The 21,381-nt window shown below is 43.9% G+C and carries 19 protein-coding genes; 1 reads left to right on the plus strand and 18 read right to left on the minus strand.

The window, feature by feature from the left end:
• Positions 1–65: 65 nt before the first annotated feature.
• Positions 66–1,481, plus strand: a complete 1,416-nt coding sequence (locus tag AC1XUD_RS05050; protein WP_483359872.1) for a glycoside hydrolase family 125 protein — start codon at positions 66–68, stop codon at positions 1,479–1,481.
• A gap of 118 nt (positions 1,482–1,599) precedes the next feature.
• Here the strand turns inward: AC1XUD_RS05050 and AC1XUD_RS05055 are convergent, their stop codons facing one another.
• The 18 genes from AC1XUD_RS05055 to AC1XUD_RS05140 all read right to left on the minus strand — a co-directional run bounded on the left by AC1XUD_RS05055 (position 1,600) and on the right by AC1XUD_RS05140 (position 21,263).
• On the minus strand, positions 1,600–1,989 hold the full coding sequence (locus AC1XUD_RS05055; protein WP_483359873.1) for a hypothetical protein: 390 nt from the start codon (positions 1,987–1,989) through the stop codon (positions 1,600–1,602).
• A gap of 248 nt (positions 1,990–2,237) precedes the next feature.
• Complete coding sequence (locus AC1XUD_RS05060) at positions 2,238–3,068, minus strand: sterol desaturase family protein (protein WP_483359874.1); 831 nt, start codon at positions 3,066–3,068, stop codon at positions 2,238–2,240.
• 514 nt (positions 3,069–3,582) lie between these two features.
• On the minus strand, positions 3,583–4,437 hold the full coding sequence (locus AC1XUD_RS05065; protein WP_483359875.1) for an SDR family oxidoreductase: 855 nt from the start codon (positions 4,435–4,437) through the stop codon (positions 3,583–3,585).
• A 241-nt stretch (positions 4,438–4,678) separates the two neighbouring features.
• A complete protein-coding gene (locus AC1XUD_RS05070; protein WP_483359876.1) occupies positions 4,679–5,707 on the minus strand; it encodes a glycoside hydrolase family protein in 1,029 nt (342 codons plus the stop codon).
• A 106-nt stretch (positions 5,708–5,813) separates the two neighbouring features.
• Positions 5,814–7,235, minus strand: coding sequence for a sulfatase family protein (locus tag AC1XUD_RS05075; protein WP_483359877.1), 1,422 nt, complete (start codon positions 7,233–7,235; stop codon positions 5,814–5,816).
• 132 nt (positions 7,236–7,367) lie between these two features.
• On the minus strand, positions 7,368–8,765 hold the full coding sequence (locus AC1XUD_RS05080) for a sulfatase family protein (protein WP_483359878.1): 1,398 nt from the start codon (positions 8,763–8,765) through the stop codon (positions 7,368–7,370).
• Positions 8,766–8,811: 46 nt separating this feature from the next.
• Positions 8,812–10,611 carry an arylsulfatase gene (locus tag AC1XUD_RS05085; protein ID WP_483359879.1) on the minus strand — a complete coding sequence of 600 codons (1,800 nt, stop codon included), beginning with the start codon at positions 10,609–10,611 and terminating at the stop codon, positions 8,812–8,814.
• Positions 10,612–10,649: 38 nt separating this feature from the next.
• Positions 10,650–10,850, minus strand: a complete 201-nt coding sequence (locus tag AC1XUD_RS05090; protein ID WP_483359880.1) for a hypothetical protein — start codon at positions 10,848–10,850, stop codon at positions 10,650–10,652.
• 92 nt (positions 10,851–10,942) lie between these two features.
• The gene (locus AC1XUD_RS05095) at positions 10,943–11,665 is read right to left on the minus strand and encodes a thioredoxin domain-containing protein (protein WP_483359881.1); all 723 of its coding nucleotides are present in this window, start codon (positions 11,663–11,665) and stop codon (positions 10,943–10,945) included.
• A gap of 808 nt (positions 11,666–12,473) precedes the next feature.
• Complete coding sequence (locus tag AC1XUD_RS05100) at positions 12,474–14,723, minus strand: xanthine dehydrogenase family protein molybdopterin-binding subunit (protein ID WP_483359882.1); 2,250 nt, start codon at positions 14,721–14,723, stop codon at positions 12,474–12,476.
• Positions 14,724–14,732: 9 nt separating this feature from the next.
• Positions 14,733–15,731 carry an FAD binding domain-containing protein gene (locus tag AC1XUD_RS05105; RefSeq protein ID WP_483359883.1) on the minus strand — a complete coding sequence of 333 codons (999 nt, stop codon included), beginning with the start codon at positions 15,729–15,731 and terminating at the stop codon, positions 14,733–14,735.
• Positions 15,728–16,342 (minus strand): (2Fe-2S)-binding protein, encoded by a 615-nt coding sequence (locus AC1XUD_RS05110; protein ID WP_483359884.1) that lies wholly within the window; start codon positions 16,340–16,342, stop codon positions 15,728–15,730. The genes AC1XUD_RS05105 and AC1XUD_RS05110 overlap by 4 nt, the downstream gene beginning before the upstream one ends.
• Positions 16,343–16,545: 203 nt before the next feature.
• Entirely contained in the window at positions 16,546–17,685 is a 1,140-nt protein-coding gene (locus AC1XUD_RS05115) for an FAD-dependent oxidoreductase (RefSeq protein ID WP_483359885.1), read from the minus strand.
• Positions 17,686–17,768: 83 nt separating this feature from the next.
• Positions 17,769–18,425 (minus strand): hypothetical protein, encoded by a 657-nt coding sequence (locus tag AC1XUD_RS05120; RefSeq protein ID WP_483359886.1) that lies wholly within the window; start codon positions 18,423–18,425, stop codon positions 17,769–17,771.
• Between the two features lie 74 nt (positions 18,426–18,499).
• Positions 18,500–19,078, minus strand: a complete 579-nt coding sequence (locus tag AC1XUD_RS05125) for a Crp/Fnr family transcriptional regulator (RefSeq protein ID WP_483359887.1) — start codon at positions 19,076–19,078, stop codon at positions 18,500–18,502.
• 98 nt (positions 19,079–19,176) lie between these two features.
• Entirely contained in the window at positions 19,177–19,605 is a 429-nt protein-coding gene (locus AC1XUD_RS05130; RefSeq protein ID WP_483359888.1) for a VOC family protein, read from the minus strand.
• Positions 19,606–19,737: 132 nt separating this feature from the next.
• Complete coding sequence (locus AC1XUD_RS05135; protein ID WP_483359889.1) at positions 19,738–20,247, minus strand: VOC family protein; 510 nt, start codon at positions 20,245–20,247, stop codon at positions 19,738–19,740.
• Between the two features lie 206 nt (positions 20,248–20,453).
• Positions 20,454–21,263: a helix-turn-helix domain-containing protein gene (locus tag AC1XUD_RS05140; protein ID WP_483359890.1), complete on the minus strand. Its 810-nt coding sequence runs from the start codon at positions 21,261–21,263 to the stop codon at positions 20,454–20,456.
• Positions 21,264–21,381: the final 118 nt, after the last annotated feature.

The raw sequence follows: 21,381 nt of genomic DNA on the forward strand, positions 1-21,381 counted from the left end.
ACCTCATGGCGTCGGACCAATATTGATCATTTCCGACACTATTCCATTTATTAACAAAAACCTTTATGAACAGAAGTGAATTTATAAAAAGTACCGCTCTGGTTGGTGCAGGTTTGATGGCAGGAAAAATGACGGCCTTTGCCAGCGCGGATTTTCCAGTTGTCAGGGTTGCTGCCAACAAACGCAATTTTACAAGCAAGATCGTCGAAGATTCAATTGCTGAATTTCAGGGAGCCGTTAAGAATAAAGAGTTGGGTTGGTTGTTCGGGAATTGCTTTCCAAACACCCTAGATACAACCGTCACACATACCACAAAAGACTCTAAACCAGATACATATGTAATCACAGGCGATATCGACGCGATGTGGCTACGGGATAGCACTGCTCAGGTTTGGCCGTATTTGAATTTGATTAAGAAGGACAAAAGTCTTCAAGATCTTATCGCAGGAGTGATCAATCGCCAGTCTGCCTGCATATTGCGCGATCCATATGCCAATGCGTTCTACGACAGCCCGGATAAAGTGGGCGAATGGAAAGACGACGATACAGATATGAAACCCGGGCTTCACGAACGGAAATGGGAAATCGATTCGCTATGTTATCCGATACGCCTCGCGCATGGTTACTGGCAGTTGACCGGAGACACTTCGCCGTTTGATGCAAACTGGAAAAAGGCAATCACGTTGACGTTGAAAACCTTCAAGGAACAACAAAGAAAGCACGATAATGGTCCTTATCGTTTCCAACGAAATACTGCCTGGGCAACCGACGGCGTTCCGATGAACGGATATGGATATCCGGTAAAACCTGTGGGCCTGATCTGTTCGGCTTTCAGACCAAGCGACGATGCGACGATCTATTCCTTTTTAATACCTTCCAACTTTTTCGCCGTTGTGAGTTTGAAGCAGGCGGCTAAAATGGTTGAGAAGATCAGTAATGATAAAGCACTTGCAGCTGAGCTTTCAGCTTTGGCCAAGGAAGTGGAAGACGCATTAAAAATCCATGCGGTCGTTAATCACAGCGAATATGGCAAGGTATATGCATACGAAGTGAACGGCTTCGGCAGCTACAACCTGATGGACGATGCCAATGTGCCAAGCTTGCTGGGCCTACCCTACCTCGACGCAATGCCTGTTTCTGATCCGGTATATCAAAATACACGCAAAATGCTGTTATCGCTGAACAACCCATTCTTTTTCAAAGGCACTGCCGGCGAAGGCATTGGTGGGCCACATGTAGGTTTGGATATGATTTGGCCTTTGGGAATTATTATTCGCGGTATGACCAGCACGAACGATAAGGAAATCAGCTATTGTATCGATTTGCTCAGAAAAACACACGGGGGAACCGGGTTTATGCACGAATCATTTAATAAAAATGACCCTACCAAATTTACCCGTAGCTGGTTTGCCTGGGCCAACACCCTGTTTGGTGAATTCTTATGGGAAACTTATAAGACCAAGCCGCATTTGTTGACATAGAGATATCGAAGATCGGGATTTCAGTATCTATTTTGTGACGGTGGAATTCGAATAGACAATTGAGATAATAATGAGACCAAACCGGGCAGGCGTGAAAATCTGCCCGGTTTGATAATAATTATACCGCTGCCAACATTCTCCGGTCAGTAGCACTGATCCGAATTCCCCTCAGACTTCTGATACGCTCGGTCTGAGGATTGGCATATATCAGCTTGAAGCCGGGAGCATATAAGTTTTCAAATTCTTTTAATGCTGCGAGGACTTGTTTTTTGGAAATACCGCTGTATTCCAACTGCATATAGTTTGCGTTCTCAGCCGTCAGCCTTTGTAATTTCCAGTATTTCGGATGATTGATATCGATCGGTACTCTGAACTCTTGATCATATATTTCTTTGATCAAAAACTCCATTTCAATCACTATTTCCTTTTTGCCCTTTAAGCTTGTCCCAGTCAGTACAAGTTTGGCCTCCCTATCCACTGCTTGTCTGTAAATCTTTTCTAGTTTCATATCGTTTGTCTTAAATAATTTCTTCTATTCTTCTGACTATTAATTAATAAGCTCGCTTTTTTAATTCAATAACATCCAAAGAGATTGCCAAAACAATAATACTATAATTGTGCCCCGAGGTAACAGCCTACATCATTTTAAAATAAAAGTTAACCCACTTCTTCAATTCCGGGCCTACAATTCGTCCTTCGCCCCCCGGTTGATTCTGCGTTCGCGACCCCGACTCACTCATTCACCATTTTAGCCCACTAACTAGATAGCTCGCTCCGCTTATCCTTGGACTTAAAGAGCGGATATCCTAGCTGGATATACCACGGCTCTTCGTGATAGTCTTCCAAGCCGATATGCTCTGAAAACTCTCTGGTAATTTTCGCTGTTCCAAAAATCATATCCCAAATGAAAAACATGTTTCCATAATTACCGTTCACAACTCCAATACCATCTGCGTCCGTCGCAGCGTGATGCGCATGGTGCGTCGCGGGCGTTGAAATGGTTCGCTCTACAATCCACATCAATGGATGCAGCCACTTAATTTTATATAACGGCTTGTCCCAACGGACGCTTGAATGAGCAGAAATCCCTATGATTGCTTTGAAAAAATAGCCGATCACAAAAGCCTCTCCGAACCCAAGAAAGACCAAGACGGTAGACACTATACGCGATGGAAATAATAGCAGGTATATCCACGAATTCCGGCCCGTCAGAAAAACGCTCATTTCAGGAGCCGTGTGATGTACCCGGTGCCCTTTCCATAGCCAGGTATAGGTGTGAGCTGCCCTGTGCCACCAATATTGCGTAAAATCTTCCAGCAAACACGTGATAATTACGCCGATCCAGAGCGGAACGTTTTGGAAAACGTTGAAATAATCTCCAAAAAAGTAGTTGAGAACGTATGCAGATAGGAGGAAACTGATGGGTCTCGTGATGGTGCTGGAAAGAAACAATCCGGCGAAATTGATATACCATTCATTCTTCGACCATTTTTCACTTTTATAAAGCCCCGTTAGCGCCTCGGCTAAACTGATCACTGCGAACAGGGTCAATATTTCGTAATATATAAGGCTGTCAGTAAATTTCATGTTGTGTTTTTTATCGATCAAAAAATCAGAGATGAGATAAGTGAGGATAGTTAGACGACTCCACACCACGGAGTGCTCCAAACGGAGAAAGACACCCGGACAGCGGGCATAGCAAGAAAACTATATTACCCAATTGCCAAAGCCGGCGCTGTCGGAGGGAATGTCTTTTCCCGACGGATGTCCCCGACGGATGTCCCCGACGGATGTCCCCGAATATATTCAGGAGTCCAGGTTTGGTAGTCCTAACAGCAACAACAACACATTCGCTGGAAATCAATGAGATATGATTCGGAATGGATCCGAACGGGCAACGTTGAGTAATGTAGATTAATCGAATTCATATGTGAATGATATTAGGATTAATACTCAAAGCGTCGGGTGGTTCTTTGCTTTTCTATTAGTCTATTAAATATATAGACAAAGTAAACTATTAAAATTTATAAATGCAAACCGTTTAAAAAGTTTTAGCAAAAAAAATTGATTCTTCTTTTCGGGACGCAATAGTTACGTCTTTTTATTTTGTGATATCAGCAACCCCGTCAACTTTCGCGACCAACTCCTCACTCAAAGTCCAGAGCTGCTTTGCCAGGGCTTTATTTCTTGCTGTTGGTAAGGTTCTTCCGATTTTAGAATCTAAAAAAAACTGCCCTGTGATCCCTGCCACATCGGGTGAAGATGCCAGGAAAACACTTGTTTTTGCACCTTGTTCGGTAGTTTTAAAAAACGGACGGAAAAGTCGCATGAATTTACCGGTAAGCCCATTTCCGTGATCGGCGAAATTACTGGCCACTGTGCCCGGATGGAGCGCATTGGAGGTAATGTCAAACGGACGGAGTCGATCAGCCAACTCATTGGAAAACAAAATGTTAGCTAGTTTGGAACGACCATATACTATTAAGTCCTGATACCACGACGGATTCACCAGTTTTGTGATATCAAAAAGGGCGAAAATATGAGCTTCCGACGATACATTCACGATTCTCGCTTTGTCTCCCGCTTTAAGCAAATCGATAAGCCCGGTTGTGAGCACAAATGGGCCAATATGATTGGTGGCGAAAGTCAGCTCAATACCGTCTAAGGACATTTGTTTGTTCTCGATCATAACCCCCGCATTGTTGATCAGGACATCGATCTTATCATACCTGTTTCTAATAATTGCCACAGCTTCCTTCACCGAAGCAATACTGGAAAGGTCGCATGGAACAAAATCCGTTTGCACCTTACCTCCTATCAATTCCTGCAACTGATTTACTTTCTGCTCGTTACGGGCCACCAAAATTAAATCAAAACCTTTTTTTGCCAATTCCAGCGCGGTCGCTTTTCCAATACCGGACGTAGGCCCAGTGATCACAACAATTCGGTTACTCATGCGTTTATCGACGATTCGTTATCAATTTTAACTAAGTTACAGCGAAAAGCGATCCAACTTTCCATTCAAGTAGTTTTTATAATATCCACTTCCCGGTCAAAGTGGATTCACCAGTGTCTTTTCCCGATTCGCAAGATCGGCCTTTAATTCCTGCACCTTGGCAGCCTTACGGCTTGCAAGGTTATTTTTCTCTGATAGCCACAGATATTCATCTTATACCATCAATGTAAGTACCTCAAAATCAATTAACTACCAATTCACCAATGGCTATTCCTGTTTCTGCGGCAACAGAATAGAGCAAATACAGTTTACCATTTTCTTCAAAAAAAGCAGGATCCCGCAATTCCCTGAATCGTTGTTTTGCAGCGCCCTCACGAGATACCGTCAACGGCAAATCCGCTCCTTCATATGGCGTTTCGGGAATAGCAATAACCACAGGCTCAGTCGGTTTCCAATTATTCCAGTCGTCAGTCAACTTGATTTTGGAAAGGTATATGCGTTCCGGACTATCGCCAATTCTGGAATGAAAAACCCATAATGTATCACCCGAAAGCCGCAATGCGCAATGGCGTAAAGTAGAGGTTGGTGATTGAATTTTATCAAACGGATTCGGCCCTTTTTCAAAGGCTGCAATACCGTCTTTTGACTTCCAAAGAATTCCCAGGCGAGATAGTGCATAATGGCTGCCTTTCCATTTGAAAACGCGGAAGTAAGATTCACCCAATTGCGTCGATTCTGGCTTGAAATGAATACCGTCCCTGGATGTTGCCCGCAATGACAACTGTCTATAATTACGCTTGTCCTTCTTATCACCACCTACGAAAAGCGGGCAATGGAAATACATGATCAGCTCCTTGTTGACGTCATCTATATGCAAATCAGGCGAAGCAATGTGGCGGCCCGCTTTTAACTCATCGTCCTTACCCTTGCAATCGCAATCATCCATCTTCAAAGTGCCAGGCTCATATATTTTCCACGGCCCCTTCAGGTCATCTGCATATGCCATCCGGATGTAAACACCATTGTGGTCGGCAAAATAAAGGTAGTATTTACCCAATTTTCCCGGCAGCCAGTCGGGCACTTTGATGAGTGACGGGCCGTTGATATTGGCTCCATCTTGTCCTGGCAGCAGGTCAGATTTTATGATCGGATTGTTGTCAAATCTGCGAAACGAAAATGCCTTTGAAGGTTGCGTCGCGCTGGCGGACTGCGCGTGCGATGAACCCGAAAAAGCAGTCAACCCAAGAAATAAAAAAAGGAGATACTTCATATAATTCATCTGATTTTTTTGCCACGAAGGCATGAAAATTCGAAGCTCAAAATATTGATTGTCTGCACATTATTCACAATTTCTATTTCCCCTCACTCCTCCTCGCTTAGAGCTTTGGCTCGATTGGTAATGGCAAATAGTCTCTGTTCAGGATCATCCATTCCTGCAATCTGGTTTTCAGCTGCTGCTCGATTTCCTTCACTTGCGGTTGGCCTGAAAGGTTGTTGAATTCGTTGGGATCCTGCTCTTCATCATATAATTCAAACATCTTACGGCGATCAGCGAAAAGCAGTTTGTCGTACTTTGGATCGAGTTTCCCTTCAACGTGTTGCTGGGTGAGCTGAAGCCAGAAAGGTTGGGCCGCAAAATCTACGGGATAGTACGGCAATTGCCATAATGCATTGTATATCAGCTTGTACTTTTTACTAAAAATAGTTCGTCCCAAATCGAAATCGGCGGTATTGTACGGCAGACTTTGTCCATGCGCTCCACGCACAGCAAAGATATATTCATGCGCTTCATACGTGGGTTGCTGAAATGTAGGCGTGAGACTTTTGCCAGTAATACTTTTAGGAATCTCTGCTCCGGCAACGGTCAAAAATGTGGGTGCAATATCCTCGCCGGTGATCAAAGTATTGCTCACTTGTCCCGGTTTGATCAATCCTGGATGACGCATAATCAGCGGCACGTTAAGGCCAAGATTATAAAGTGTTCCTTTCCCTCTTAGTAAAGCACCACCGTTGTCGCCAATAAATACAACCAGCGTATTCTTGTCCAGACCTCGTCTTTTCAAATCATCCAAAACCTTCCCTACTTCAAAATCAAGTCGCTGAATTTCACCCAGATATGCGGCAAAATCTTCGCGTAACAATTTGGTATCCGGCCATAACTCAGGAACAGTAATTGTAATGGGATCCGGTTCAAATGTTTTGGCATTAAAAATCCTGTGCGGATCGCTATAGCCAACCTGTACGAAAAAGGGCTTGTCCTTCGGGGCTAAGTCAAGAAACTCATTATACTGAGCAAAAATACTATCACTATTACCGGTAACTTTCAGATAATCAACCCGATTCTTAAAAGTTTCCAGGCCATATTTTTCCAATATAGCAACGGTTTCCGGTACGCGTCTGTTTCCATCCAAATGGAAATTGCGGCCCAGAATCCCGGTATGATATCCTGCCTTTCGAAGGATTTCAGGATATGAAGTAATATCGGCGGTCAAAGGAGCAGAAAATCGGGTCATCTGAATATCGAGTGTATTTCTTCCAGTCATCAGGCCAGCGCGTGAAAGCACGCATTGCGGCGCTGTGGTATATGCTTTTCGATAAAGAATACCTTCACTTGCCAGTTTATCGATATTCGGAGTTTTGATATCCGGATATCCGTAACATCCCAGAAACGGCGCGCTGTGGTCATCCGAAACAAGGAACACTATATTCGGCTGCTGGGTTTTGGTCTTTTTCTGCGCTATCAAACTGATCGGCGACAACGAAAGCAATACACTGAAATACAGTAACTTAATTTTCATATTGTTGAGTTTATTTTATATTGAATTTGTTTCACGCAAAGCAAAATAAGGTTAGGCAAAGCACGTAAAAGCGGTTTTTTCAACTCTTGGCGTACTCCTCTATTTAACTTCCTTCCTTAGCGTGACACCTTTTTAATTCGAAGCGGGCTTTTTTGCATAGACGATATCGATTTCCGCTCCCTTGTCTCCCTGCTCTTTCATCCAGTCGTGTAATTTTTGAGTGTAGTCCGCGACATTTTTTTGGTAAGCCGGATCGTTCGCAAGATTTTTAAGCTCCCACGGATCTTTTTGTAAATCATAAAATTCGACAGCAGGTCGGTGTACAAATCGATCTGTCAGCTTTTTGGCATGTTCATTTTTGCCCGCTTCATCAATCCACGAAAACCAGATCGTATTACGATCTTTCCGCTGCCGATTCATCATAAACCGATTGTAATATTCCTTGTCTGCACTCAGGTTCAAGATCAACTTATAACGCTGATCCCGAATGCTGCGAATCGGATATGGGTCACCTTCCGGTATATTGTTGTGAATACCATATGCGTATTTTCGGGCGGTTTCCTTTCTGCCCTTAATGACTTGTAAAAATGTTTCCCCATCCAAACCTTTGATCGGCTTACCGCCAGCGATATCAATGAGAGTGGGCGTAACATCCTCATACTGAACCAAAGCATTTGTCTCAGAGCCAGGATTTACAACTCTCGGCCATTGCACGATCATCGAACTTTTTTGCCCGGCATCCCAAAGATTCCATTTAGCGCCAGGCATTTGAGCACCCTGTTCGCCCAGGAATATCACTATCGTGTTTTTATCCTGACCTGTCGCTTTCAGCAATTTCGTAATATCACCAACCTGGTCATCCAGTCGTCGGATCTCCGCCAGGTATTTAACATATTCTCTCCGCGTGATCGGCGTGTCGACGTAGTCTTTCGGAAGTTTCACTTTTGCAGCATTAAATTCAGTCGTATCTCCCACAGTCCAGGGCATATGCGGATTGATACTCATCACAAAAAGACAATAAGGTTTATCGTTTTGCGTAATGTAATTTTTCACGTCATCCAACTCATAGTCATCAGTTGGAGATACACAATTGGGTTCAAAACCTTTCACTATATCAAATGGAAAAACCGTTTTGGGCTTTGTCACGTGATCTTTGCCCGTCAATCCTACCCGATATCCAAGGCCATTCATATAATGGCCGACACTTTTAAGATGGTCATATACCGGTTTGTGATTTTGAAACGACCCATGATGAATTGGATAAAGTCCCGTAAACAAAGACGCGCGAGTAGGAACGCACATGGCCTCAGAAGCTATCATCTGATTGAATTTCAGTCCATTACGAGCCAACGCGTCGATGTTTTTTGTTGTCAGATTCTGTCCTCCGTAACAACTTAATTGCTTGCTGTCCAGGTCGTCGGCCATTATTATTATGATATTCGGTCTGGACGAAATTGACTGCGCAACCAGGGCCTGGCAAATGGAAATGAGTCCTAAAAATGAGAGAAAACCAATGAAGTTGCGTTTCATAAATTGTGTAAAATTTTTTCAAAAAAATGCTGAAATAAGCAGTTGCTTATGGAATCAGTTCCAATTCAATACCCTTTATATCAGCGAATTGACTACCATTTAACTTATTGACAGACAACCGGATTGGACCCTGCCCTTTGCTTAAATTCCATGTTCCGACAACTTGCCTTTTAAACTCTTTTTCATAAGATTCGCCCTCTCTTTTAACCCGGTCCGGACTGACAATAAGTGGCGGATCAAACGCTTTTTCAATTTTTCCCGAAACGGAGGCTTTATTAAACGTAACCTCAAATTCGCTGCCAACCGTCGCTTCAGTACTGGTGTACAGGATGGTCAGCCGATATTTTCCAGAAGTATGTAAATCAATATCCCAACTGGCATATGACTCCTGATTATTCCAATTGTCAATCCAGGAAGAATTGGGTGCGCTGCTGCTGTATGATAAAGTACCGCCGTTTACACGATGTAAATGTGCATCCTGCGACGGTAACAACGCTTTTGGGAATTCTTTATAACCTACTGGCAACCAACGAACTGTATCAATACTTTTCATCACCTCATTATACCAGATACCCAATTTCGAATTGAGCTCGCTATATACCTCCGGCAATTCGCTGATCAGATTGCGACTCTGAGTTGAATCTTTCGACAGATCATGAAGAAAACCGTTGGAAGCAACATATGGCCACTTTCTGATACTGTGGTTTTTGTTGATGGAAGAGTAAAGATACCGGTCCTCCAGGTTCGTCGACTTTCCGGTCAGGATCGGCTTCAGGCTCACTCCATCCAGCGGTTTGGTACCTTTTGACGACACTCCTGCCAAATCTGTGATTGTTGGCAACAAATCGATATATGCCGCATTGTCGGCGACCACTTTTCCGGCCGGAATTACCCCGGGCCAACGTATAAAAAATGGAGCCCGAACACCACCCTCATCGGCCATTCCTTTGCGGCCTTTCATATTCCCGTTCCATCGCCAGGAGTTCGGTCCATTGTCTGTGATAAATATGACAATCGTATTATCGTCAAGTTGAAGGTCTTTGAGTTTCTTTAAAATGCGTCCAACGTTCCAGTCTATATTCTCAACCATAGCAAGAGCTGATATGGTAACCTCCTCATTTTCAAGCTCGGGTTTCTGGTGATGCAATTTAATACCCCTTGCTTTCACCCGATTGTAATCAGCATCCGGCACCTGAAATGGTGAATGGGGCGCGTTATAAGGGATATAACAAACGAAAGGTTTCTTCTTATTTTGTTCAATAAATCCTATCGCTTTGTCGGTGAGGTCATCCGTTATAAATCCTTTACTTCTGATGGTCTTGCCGTTGTGATCCAGCGTGGTATTAAAATAATTGGCGTAATGCCCGCTGGTGAAACCATAAAATTCATCGAAACCACGGCCATTGGGATGATATGGATACTGACTGCCGTTATGCCACTTGCCAAAACACCCCGTCGCATATCCTGATTTTTTAAACAAATCGGCGAACGTAACCTCGTCGGTATTCAGAAATTCTTTGGAATTGGAAACGCCATATACGCCTGCCCGGTAATGATATCTGCCCGTCAGCAAACCGGCTCGGGTGGGTGCACAAAGTGGAGCTACGTAAAACCTGGAAAACCGCGCGCCTTCACGGGCAATCCGATCAATATTCGGTGTTTCAATGTTCGTGTTGCCATGGATACTCAAATCGCCCCAACCCTGATCGTCTGTCAGGATGAACACTATATTCGGTCTTGATTGAGCATATGCCAGAGTTTTGTAACCCGAAACTAAAATCGACAATAGCGTAATTGAGAACACCTGTATTATTGGCCTGAACCTGAAGGTATGCAATCGAATCATAATTAATATTTTACGGAAAACAGCATAACTTCCAAAAGTCAAACCAAGTGCTTTTTTAACAATCCGGTGTTGAGCGAATGTCCAAGAAATTCGACAAAGTGCCAGTTACCACGCGCGTTTACTTTCACGACGTGGACACGGATATCTGTGACGACAAGCTTGGAATCTTTGAATGATATATCAGGTAAAAATGCAGCAGATAATAAGCTGGAGTTATTCAAAAATTGTCTTCGTCTCATTTTTTGATTTTGTACTTTTTGAACCAATGAGAAATCAAGGAACATTAAAGCAACTCAATGAATCTTAACTTCTCAATGGTTCAATAGGAATATTAAAGCGCCTGCCCCTTCAAAACTTTTTCAATTTCCGCCTTGGAAGTAACCCCCGATTTTTTCCATACGATCTGATTGTTTTTATACAAAATCAGCGTTGGAAGCTGTAAAACGCCGACTTCATTCGTCAAATCCTTGTTTTCATATGCTTCAATTTTAAGCACTTTTAACGTGCTCGCATGCTCATTTTTTAAGGAATCCACGGTCGGAGCCAGTTTTTTACAAGAGCCGCAGTAACGCGATCCGAAGTCGACGAGCACTAGTTTATCGCTTTTCAATGATGCTGTGTATTCCGCTAAGCTCAGCCCTTTTCCGACGGTTGATATGACAGGCTTACCTCTTCCAACCCAACCACTCAAACCACCCGGAACGACGGTCACATCTTTAAAACCAGCGCTTCTGAGGTCTCCGGCCAGCTTTACGCTTCTGCCATTCGCGATAGAATAAATAAAAACAGGTCTGTTTTTATCCAGCTTGGCACTCTCTTTTTCAAAACCAGCCTGATCGGTAGTATTGAAATTAGTTGCACCTTCCAGATGGTTCTGCTGATATTCTTCCAACAGACGCGCATCGAGAATCTGAGCCGCTTTACCAGCGGCTTTCAGCTTCGTTTCAAATTGTTCGAAGGTCAATAAATTCTCCTTTTCGGGAGTCTGTGCAAATGAAGCACTGTATACAAATAATGCAATAAGGAGCGAACTGAAATGTCTAAGCTTTGTCATATTGTTTTGTTTTTACAGGTATATATTTTCATTCAAAATAATGCTCGCCGAATATTTATATGTCAAATTTTCAAATACTTACAAAAAATAAGGCTTGATTTCAGATCATAGATTACGGTCATTTCCCGCTCCAACTTTAAAAATTGGAGTATAGAAAAATTGATATGATCGTCAGGAAAAAATCCTGATGGGACCAGACACATCGATTATAAAACTGAAAGAATACCACCCTACCGTTGCAGAGAAATGTCCAAGCCGATTCACTCCATTACTAAAAGAGAAAACCGGCACTATATCGACGCTGGTGGTTAGCAGATTGATATAGTCTATTATTTATATAGACAAAGTAAGGTAATTAAAATGTAGATGTCAAAATTTGGAGATGGAAATATTGGAGAAAGATTTCGAGGGCATAGAAAAATCCTGGCGCGAGTGAAAATAACAGAAGTCAGACCTCTTGGAGTGCAAAAAATATCAGGCTTAAATGGAAGACCAAAGCGCAAATTATCTGAGAAAGTACAAATACAATCATCACTATTTTTGTACCACTGTCATTTGAAGGGTTGTTTTTTCCATCTAATGAATTTATAAAAGCATTGATGAAAAACACCGGAAATATGGCAGGAACAATGATAGATAAAATCCTCAACAGATCCCTATTCATTCCTCCGAACCACCAGTTAGCCATCAAAATTAATGCTATTAAATCTAATGCAGCGCACCCAATAATTGAAAAAGCTAGGCTTCGGATTCTTAGTATACTCATGATAGCCAATGGCTTATTTTGATAAAGGCGAATCTTAGTTGCTCAAACCAACTTCTCCACTCCAATCGGTAATTCTCTCACCCTCTTCCCCGTAGCATGAAAAACGGCATTGGCAACCGCAGCTGCAACACCAACAATGGCGATTTCTCCCAACCCTTTGGAACCAATTGGGTTAACATATACATCAGGTTTGTCTACATAAATGACATCGATTTGCGGGATATCCGCATGAACGGGGATATGGTAATTGGCAAAATCCGAAGTGATATACCGACCAAACCGGTGGTCCATGACAGACGCCTCCATTAGCGCCATACCTATACCGCCTACGACTCCACCAATAGATTGGCTTCGGGCTGTTTTGTAATTTATGATTTTACCGACATCAGCGCAAGTCACGACCCGTTTCACACGCACTTCACCAGTAACAGGACTTACATTAACCTCCACAAAATGACAGCCGAATGAATACATGGAATACTGATCCCGTTCTGGTCCCGATTTCGATTCTTCCAATGCTTCCAGTTGTGTGAGTTTATGATATGCCAGAATATCGGAATATGATATTGTTGTTGAAGGGTGGTTGCTCAGCGATATTATCCCGTTTTTAACTATCACAGAATCAATAGTTTGATTTGCAAAAGCCGAGTTGGGCATGGTCGCGGCGAGCGCTAACAATTTCTTTTTTAAAGACTCGCATGCCACATGAACCGCCGAACCAACGCTGGGAATCGTCGACGACCCATTTTGTCCCGGTGCATCTGGCAAACCGGAATCTCCCAAGTCAAAACGGATTTTCTTTGGACTCACACCCAAGATTTTCGATGCAATCCGGGTCATTGCTGTTCCGGTTCCCGGCCCTATGTCCATCGTTGCACTTTGCACTACCACTGAGCCATTTTCCAATATCATTGCCCTCGCCATCGAGGGATGACGGTGAAATCCATATAGACTAGATGCTACGCCGTATCCAACCAACATGCCGTTGGCGGTCATTGAACGGGGCTCCAATGTCCGGTTTTTCCACCCAAATTTTTCAGAACCCAGTTGATAACATTCTTTCAAAGACTTCTCGGACCAAGGTAAATTTCGTTCCAGATCCATGTCCGCGTGATTGAGCAACCTGAATTCCAAAGGATCCATTTTCAGTGTAAAAGCCATCTCGTCCAATGCCGACTCCAGGGCGAACATTCCCGTTGCGTCCCCTGGCCCACGCATCCAGGTGGGCGTGTTTACATCGAGATTGAGAAGGCGATATCGTGTTGACACATTAGGACAGGCGTACATCACTCTCCCGGCGAGGATAGTACGTTCCAGATGTTCCTCATACATAGAAGTTTGCCCGATCCCCTCGTGCGTTATCCCCGTCAATCTCCCCTCTTTCGTCGCACCGATGAATACTTTCTGAACTGTATATGGACGATATCCAACTGAAGTAAACATTTGCTCGCGCCCCAATACCAACTTGACTGGCCGATTCAATATTTGTGCTGCCAAAACCGCCGCAACCGTATGAGGCCAAACCCGAATACCCGAGCCAAAAGCACCACCGATAAACTTTGAATTGACTTTCACATTGTCGCGTGGGATCTTAAAAAGTTGCGCCAAACGCCCTTGAGCCGATTTTACACCCTGGTTTTTGTCATATACCGTAAGCCTGTCTGCTCCATCCCAAATCGCGATGATCGCGTGCGGCTCCAATGGCTGATGGTGCTGAGTTGGTATGGTATAGGTGGCCTCTATTTTGAAGTCTGCATTTTCAATTGCAGCCGCCTCCCCACGATCATAATCCTGAAACGGCGAGTTTTTATTTCGTTGCACATTTTGAGCGATGCCTGCTTTTGACATATTGGCTTCAAAATCTGTATGATGGGTATCTTTCTGATATTCAATACATACCAGTGACGCTGCATACCGCGCCTGCTCAAAAGTGTCAGCCACAACAAGCGCGACGGGCTGACCGTCAAAGTATATCAGTTCATCAAAAAACAACCGAAAGTCAGTTCCGACCGGAGCCCTTTCAGCTGGACTTTTTGCGGCACCATATCCCGAAATTCCCGGCGAATTCAAATGGCTGATTACCTTCAAAACTCCGGGTGCTGCCTCAGCCGTTTTCGAATCGATGTCCACGATTTTACCTTTTGCAATCCTGCTCGTCACCAAAACTGCATATACCATTTTATCAACCTGATATTCAGCAGAATACAAAGCAGATCCGATTACTTTCAGTCTGCCATCCACACGATCCAGCGAGCCATCAACTGAGTTAGAATCAAAAAATGCATTTGCCATATGATAAGTTCAGGAAATATGAGCGGCTATTTTAATAGCCTCCACTATGGTGTTTTGAGCCAATTTCAACTTGTAAGAATTGTGTTCGGTGGTATGTGCTCGTTCCAGAGAAACGTCGGCGGCTTGCTGGAATACCCTTTCTGAAACCTCCGAATTTGCCAGTATTTTCTCTGCATCAAATAACCGCCAGGGTTTGTAAGCAACGCCGCCCATGGCCAATCTGGCCGATTTGATATGCTTTCCTTCCATATTCAGCGCAACTGCAAGAGATACCAGCGCGAAAGCATATGATGCCCGGTCGCGCACTTTCAGGTAGTGTACATTTCTCGAAGATGATGAATCTGGAATTTCCACAGCCAATATCAACTCGCCTTTTTCCAGAGTCGTATTCAGATCCGGTCGCTCACCGGGTTGGCGGTAAAAATCTGTAATTGGAACACGTCGCTCACCGTTTGCACCTAATATCACGACCGTTGCATCCAATGCGGCCAACGCAACGCACATATCACTTGGGTGCACAGCGATGCACGAGTTCTCTGACATCCTTTCCGAGATGCCAAAAATAGCGTGCGTCCGATTAATCCCTTCCTTTGCGCTGCACCCCGTTTCCGGCACTCTCTTATTACAAGGAAAAGCTGTGTCGTAAAAATAGGGGCAACGGGTTTGCTGCAATATATTGCCACCAACAGTCGCCATATTACGGAGTTGTCCTGAGGCTCCGGCATTTAAGGCCTGAGCTAACAGGGGATGATTTTTCAGAATTAGTTTATGCTGAGCAATATCACTATTCAGGGCCAATGCGCCGATTCTCGTCAGGCCGGGTTTTTGTTCTATTTTTTTAAGGGGCAAATGATTGATATCAACCAGTTTTTCTGGAGAAACTATACCCCGTTTCATTAAATCAACAAGGTTTGTTCCGCCTGCGATAAACTGCGCTTTTGGATCAGACGCGACCATTTCAACGGCTTCTTTCACATTGGAAGGGCGGAGATATTGGAATGGCTTCATACTTTCTGATTACTGTTTTTGACCTCCAGAATGGCATTTACAATATTTGGATATGCACCGCAACGACACAGGTTCCCGCTCATGTATTCCTGAATTTCCGCCTCAGTTCCGGCGTGGCCCTCGCGGATGCAGGAAATGGCCGACATAATTTGTCCGGGTGTGCAATATCCACACTGAAAACCGTCATGTTTAATAAATGCCTCCTGTACAGGATGAAGTTGATTTTCATTGCCCAACCCCTCAATGGTCACAATTTTCTTACCATGCTGCATCACCGCCAAACTCAAACAAGCAAGCACACGCTGTCCATCGATATGGACAGTACACGCTCCACATTGACCAAAATCACAACCTTTTTTTGATCCTGTGAGCGCAAGTTTTTCCCTTAACAAATCAAGTAAAGTGACACGGGGATCGACAGAGAGTTTGTGCTTTTTGCCGTTGACCGTCAGCGAAAGTTTTACAACTTCTGCATTTCCTATAGGAATATCATCACCGGCTAATGCACCAGCGTCCAAAAAACTCACCGGTGCCATTGTAAGACCGGCAATTGCGATGGATTGTTTCAGAAAGAACCGGCGATCTTCGTTGTCTTCAGTGTCGAGTTGCATGGCGAGTTGGAAGCTGTATTAGGCATCTGGCAGAGAGCTTGGGCGTAGCGGTTGTGGTTGGCCTGGCTTTATGGAAAACTCTATACCCCTTTATCTCTTTGGTAAAAAGCGCGAGAGAGCGAGAATATACCGAAATCTGTGATTGGGGTTAGGGCTTGGGGTGCTGGATTTACCATAACGAATAGTATCTTATCCCCCGACAATTAAGAAACTGACTCAAAAAATTTCAGGAAAGAAAAGCCGGGATCACGCATTTCAATTTCGTTGATGCTTGATTCGTGCTGTGCTTCTCTGACATAAACAAACATTTTTTGTTCATAGTCCAGAATGGCATCCGCCAACGTTTCAAATCCGCTCCCGGTTAGATTTTCCGATAATATTGACGCATCCACCAGCCCGATATTCACACCCTGACCGGCAAAGGGCGGCATCAAGTGAGCAGCATCGCCAATTAAGGTTATGGGTAAGGGACGATCCGTTTTCCAGGGACTATTCAGCGGCAATTTTCTGGTTGGAAGCCCTACAAAGAATGAAGTTGCGCGGAACAGTTGCTTATATTTTTCATCCCATTTGGCGAACCTTTCTGATAAAAATGCAATCACGCTGTCCTTACCCCGGAAATTCAATTCATTGTTATCAACCCAATCTTCTGGCTTTTTGAATATTATGCCGTAGGTCAGCGTACCATTATTGAAAGGGTTTGCGACTAGCAAATTACCCTCATATGCGGTCATTAGTCTATTGCCGTCGCATAACTGATAAAAGTCAGGACAATTTAGTTCTGGCTGCTCTACGTCGGCTTGTATGATAAAAGTCCCGGTATGTTCAACCTGGGCATCCGTTACGTAACTTCTGGCCTGAGACATTCCACCATTGGCTATAATCACCAAATCTGCCATTGCGTCGGCTTGATTTTCAAAATGTAGCAGCCATTTACCGTTTTGAGCTCCAAGTCCTGTCAATTTCCTATCCCAGATAACTGTGTCGGTTGATAAGCTGTCGAGCAATAACTTTCTTAAGTTATTCCGGTTGATTTCAGGATTATCGTATTGATTTTCAGGCGTTACTTTTCGAGTGAGCAGGACATTGCTCTTTTCGTCGGCAAAAACTATTCCCATCGGTATCGCCTTTACGAAATAACTTTCCAATAGCCCCGCTTTCTGCATGGCTTGCTGTCCAGCGTTTTTATGCAGATCCAGTGTACCTCCCCAAATTCGAGTGTGAGCGTCTTTGTCTCTTTCGTATACTTTTACTTCTACTCCTTTTTGTTGTAATAATGTGGCCATGATCAAGCCCACGGGTCCTGCGCCTATAATGGCGACTTTCTTATTTTGTAATAGCATGGTTTTGCATTGTTTGGTTACGATGCAAAATTCGGTAATGCTTATGTGGCAGGATTGTATAAACGCGACAAAATTGCCGATAATTAAGCCACCTCCCGATTTTTATCTACCCAATACGCCAGAGTAATGATGATGATCATCGTGATCACAAAGCTTACGAACAAGATCATTATAGAATCCGGAGGTGTTGGGCCGAAGGTGTTGGCAATGGTAAAAACCAGAAGTAAAATAACGAGTGACCAGAGCCCCCATTTCCCAATTCTGTTTTTCGTTTTCGTGAAAGTGGCGTAAATGAATACCCCTGACAAGAATATCACTGTTTCAATAATCAGCTCCGCTGCCACATGATTCCAGAGCCCAAGTCCAACTTTATAGTCCCCGAATGGCGTCAGAGGCAAATCCGCGATGTGAACAAATAAATCCATAAGCCAGTGGCTAACAACACAAAGGCCGATCACAATTGCACCGCGTTGGTCGCGTTTGAGCAGATAATATATGACGCCGCAAACCAGTCCCCAAACAACCCCCATAAACAAACTATGGGTATAAGGATAATAGAGAAAATCAAATGCATTCATTTTTGTGTAACCCGGCACAATGGCTACCTTCTCGATGTTAAACACGAGCAGAAAAGGCCATAGAATATCAACAAATTGAGTGGCTATGAAAAGAGCTCCTAATGAAACCTTTGGAGCTACTTTTTTAGCTGCAAAAGATAGGCCGAAGTGTCCGATAAACATTTTGAGTGAATTTTGGTTAGCATTTTTTTCATGACAAAAGTAAATGAACGAAAAGGCACTCCACTTGACAAAAATCAAGAAATCAATGAAAGTTGTTTTTTTCGAATTCGGCTGAAAGTTTCAGGCGTCATTCCTAACAAGGAGGCGATATATTGCAGCGGAACCTGATTAAACAATTCCTTATTCTGATCGAAGAACAGGGAATATCGCTCCTCTGCCGACATCGATAAGTGGGCAAAAATTCGATTTTCCATTATCGTAAAGCATTTAACTATGAATTTTTTCTCAATATCCGGCCACTTTGGCACCATTGCAGCAATTTTATTATAATCCTTTTCGTGAATTGTGTGAAGCTCAGTATCTACCAAAGCCTGAATATTCCAGCGGGCAGGCGCTTTGAAAGTGAGACTGGCCAGATCGGTCATGAAAGACCCTTTAGACCCTACCCATTGGGTCACTTCTTTGTCTTCCATTGACACATATACCCGCAGAAATCCAGACTGGATAAAGCTTAGCTTATCGCACGCTTGCCCGGTTTTTATATAGTACTCTCCTTTCCTGAGTATCTCGGATTTAAACAAAGAGGCGATCGCAGACATGTCGTCCGCTGTCACCTCAAAATAAGACTGGATATATTGCTCTAATTCCGTCATCTATTCATAATTAAATAGCAGGCGAAACGACTTTGCAACAGCCGCTTCGTGCACCAAACTTGTCGGTATCTATTTTTGAAAAAGGTCAGCTACTGCTATCAGGCTGGCTCCCAAAGTTCAATTTTATTGCCTTCGTCGTCCATGATGTGTATAAATTTTCCGTAGTCGTAAGTAGCAATATCGTCAAGAATCGTCACCCCGTTTTCTTTCAGCTTAGCCACAAGTCCATCAAGATTCCGAACCCGGTAATTGATCATAAAATCTTTTTTCGATGGCGAAAAATACTCATCTCCTGTTTCAAAAGGATTCCATTGAAGTGAATTTATCTCGTCTGGTTTGTCGATATCCCCGGATTCAAAACTAGCCGAACCCCAGTCATTGATTTCAAATCCCAGGTTTTTGGTGTACCATTCTTTGGTATCCTTAAGGTTGTCCGAAAAAAAGAAAATTCCTCCAATCCCTGTCACTTTTGGAGTGGTATCGGCAGCCGAAGTTGAATTGTCAGATTGATATTGTGGGTCTTCCATTTTTTTATTTTGCTGTTATGGACAAATGGTTTAAGTGCGGGATTAGACCCGGATGAGAGAGTCGCGATAATTTAGTCATGTTTTGTCAGGAAATGATCGGGACGTCTGTCAGTGGATGTAAAAAATGGTTGCTCATCCAGACTTCTTCATTTGTTCAACGGCAGTCCAGCCTTCCGGCGTGATGCCCATGATCTCGGTTACAACGCCAAGTGTTTGATAAGTGTCGAAGAAGGCCATTCGCGCGATGGGATGATCCACGTGGCTGATCATCGTGTAGCCTTGCTCGAGCAACTCTCCGGTAATCCGATCGAAATCGCTTACAGGCAATCGGAAAGCCATGTGTTGCGTACCTCCTGCGGGGTATTTCGCCAAATAGTCATGAAACATGCTTTGGCCTGTAAGTGGTTGAACGAGCTCGATGAAAGTACCTCCATTGAATGTCTGTGTCGTAAGCCAATCGCCTGGCACTACTTCACCATGATATGCCATGTTCAGGTCCTGTGCGCGAACGTGTTCAGGTTCGGGGAAGCCTGCAATACCCAACGCGCCGGAAAGAAATTTGACAGCGGCGTGAATATCCGGAACGACCCAACCAATTTGTGCGAATTCGAGTCCGGCAATAGTCTGATTTATATTGCTCATGAAGGTCTGGGTTTGTTATGCGATCAAACAAAGCTATGAAAGCAAAATGGCTTATAACAGGGGCATTTAAGCCATTATGGTGGTTACATGCGACTATTTGCTCACGCAATATTACGTTGAACACTAATCGTAATTGACTATAGTCCCAAACCCTGTTCTCCAGCCTTGATTGTCTAAAAATTCTGAAACTGTCGGATGCCCGCAAATCAGGATTCCAAAAATTCAACTACATCGCTACTAACGGCCTTTTTCCTGGTTTTACGGGCAAATGCCGCTGGTGTCGTGCCACTATATCGTTTAAATTCCCGGCTCAGGTGCGACTGATCCGTATATCCCAATTCGTGCGCCAAGCCAGCAAGATTGGTATGGGGATCAAGCCATAGCTGGTTTCGCACCTGCTCAAAACGGATCAGGCCCGACACATCTTTGACCGTACGTCCGGAAGATTGCTTGAAATTCCTTTCCAACGTCCGCACTGTCGCATGAGCCGCCGAGGCCACATCGCTAACCGGCAGGGTACCGTTTGCTTCCCGCATCACCATACCTGCCTTGTATATCATACTGTCATTTGCAATATGCGCCTTCGCATCTAGAAAATACGCCTTTACCACACCCACCGCTTCTTTTATTTTTCCAGCATCAATATACTCATATAGAGCGGATTGCAACTTAGTAATTGGATTTTCAAATATGCGAACGCCGCCCTTACCCGAAGGCATTCCCAACAAATCAAAAACCGTCCATGGAAAACACCTGACGGCAATGATTTCGAAGCGGTTTTCTGTAAAAAAAAGCGCTGGTTGATTGAGTAGCCCCATCATAAAGGGCGATGGTAGCGGATGCAAAACTCCGTCTACGGATATACTGAGCGTACTTCCGAAATAAAAAATAATCTCGGCGTAGCCATCCGGCACTACCTCAAAACTCGACTGTTCTGCCCCAAAGTCATTTCTTTGGTACCAAAAACACTTTATGGTGTCCTGCAGCTCGTCTGGCGATTCAAATTCCTGGTGCATTTTGAAAGATATGACATTTGGGGTTTGAGTGCAAGTGTTGGGAAGAGAGGGCTTTGGGTGAAGCGTTTTAGAGAAATAAGGGTTATGGTTGATTGACTCAATGGGTGTGCCCGAGTGG

The sequence above is a fragment of the Dyadobacter sp. HNCC25DJ184 genome, from assembly GCF_056895215.1.

Coding starts and splice junctions, on each gene's coding strand:
- AC1XUD_RS05055 (WP_483359873.1), bottom strand. CDS start 1,989: ATGAAACTAGAAAAGATTTACAGACAAGCAGTGGATAGGGAGGCCAAA.
- AC1XUD_RS05060 (WP_483359874.1), bottom strand. CDS start 3,068: ATGAAATTTACTGACAGCCTTATATATTACGAAATATTGACCCTGTTC.
- AC1XUD_RS05140 (WP_483359890.1), bottom strand. CDS start 21,263: ATGCACCAGGAATTTGAATCGCCAGACGAGCTGCAGGACACCATAAAG.
- AC1XUD_RS05115 (WP_483359885.1), bottom strand. CDS start 17,685: ATGCTATTACAAAATAAGAAAGTCGCCATTATAGGCGCAGGACCCGTG.
- AC1XUD_RS05135 (WP_483359889.1), bottom strand. CDS start 20,247: ATGAGCAATATAAATCAGACTATTGCCGGACTCGAATTCGCACAAATT.
- AC1XUD_RS05050 (WP_483359872.1), top strand. CDS start 66: ATGAACAGAAGTGAATTTATAAAAAGTACCGCTCTGGTTGGTGCAGGT.
- AC1XUD_RS05100 (WP_483359882.1), bottom strand. CDS start 14,723: ATGGCAAATGCATTTTTTGATTCTAACTCAGTTGATGGCTCGCTGGAT.
- AC1XUD_RS05095 (WP_483359881.1), bottom strand. CDS start 11,665: ATGACAAAGCTTAGACATTTCAGTTCGCTCCTTATTGCATTATTTGTA.
- AC1XUD_RS05125 (WP_483359887.1), bottom strand. CDS start 19,078: ATGACGGAATTAGAGCAATATATCCAGTCTTATTTTGAGGTGACAGCG.
- AC1XUD_RS05085 (WP_483359879.1), bottom strand. CDS start 10,611: ATGATTCGATTGCATACCTTCAGGTTCAGGCCAATAATACAGGTGTTC.
- AC1XUD_RS05120 (WP_483359886.1), bottom strand. CDS start 18,425: ATGTTTATCGGACACTTCGGCCTATCTTTTGCAGCTAAAAAAGTAGCT.
- AC1XUD_RS05110 (WP_483359884.1), bottom strand. CDS start 16,342: ATGCAACTCGACACTGAAGACAACGAAGATCGCCGGTTCTTTCTGAAA.
- AC1XUD_RS05070 (WP_483359876.1), bottom strand. CDS start 5,707: ATGAAGTATCTCCTTTTTTTATTTCTTGGGTTGACTGCTTTTTCGGGT.
- AC1XUD_RS05130 (WP_483359888.1), bottom strand. CDS start 19,605: ATGGAAGACCCACAATATCAATCTGACAATTCAACTTCGGCTGCCGAT.
- AC1XUD_RS05105 (WP_483359883.1), bottom strand. CDS start 15,731: ATGAAGCCATTCCAATATCTCCGCCCTTCCAATGTGAAAGAAGCCGTT.
- AC1XUD_RS05090 (WP_483359880.1), bottom strand. CDS start 10,850: ATGAGACGAAGACAATTTTTGAATAACTCCAGCTTATTATCTGCTGCA.
- AC1XUD_RS05065 (WP_483359875.1), bottom strand. CDS start 4,437: ATGAGTAACCGAATTGTTGTGATCACTGGGCCTACGTCCGGTATTGGA.
- AC1XUD_RS05075 (WP_483359877.1), bottom strand. CDS start 7,235: ATGAAAATTAAGTTACTGTATTTCAGTGTATTGCTTTCGTTGTCGCCG.
- AC1XUD_RS05080 (WP_483359878.1), bottom strand. CDS start 8,765: ATGAAACGCAACTTCATTGGTTTTCTCTCATTTTTAGGACTCATTTCC.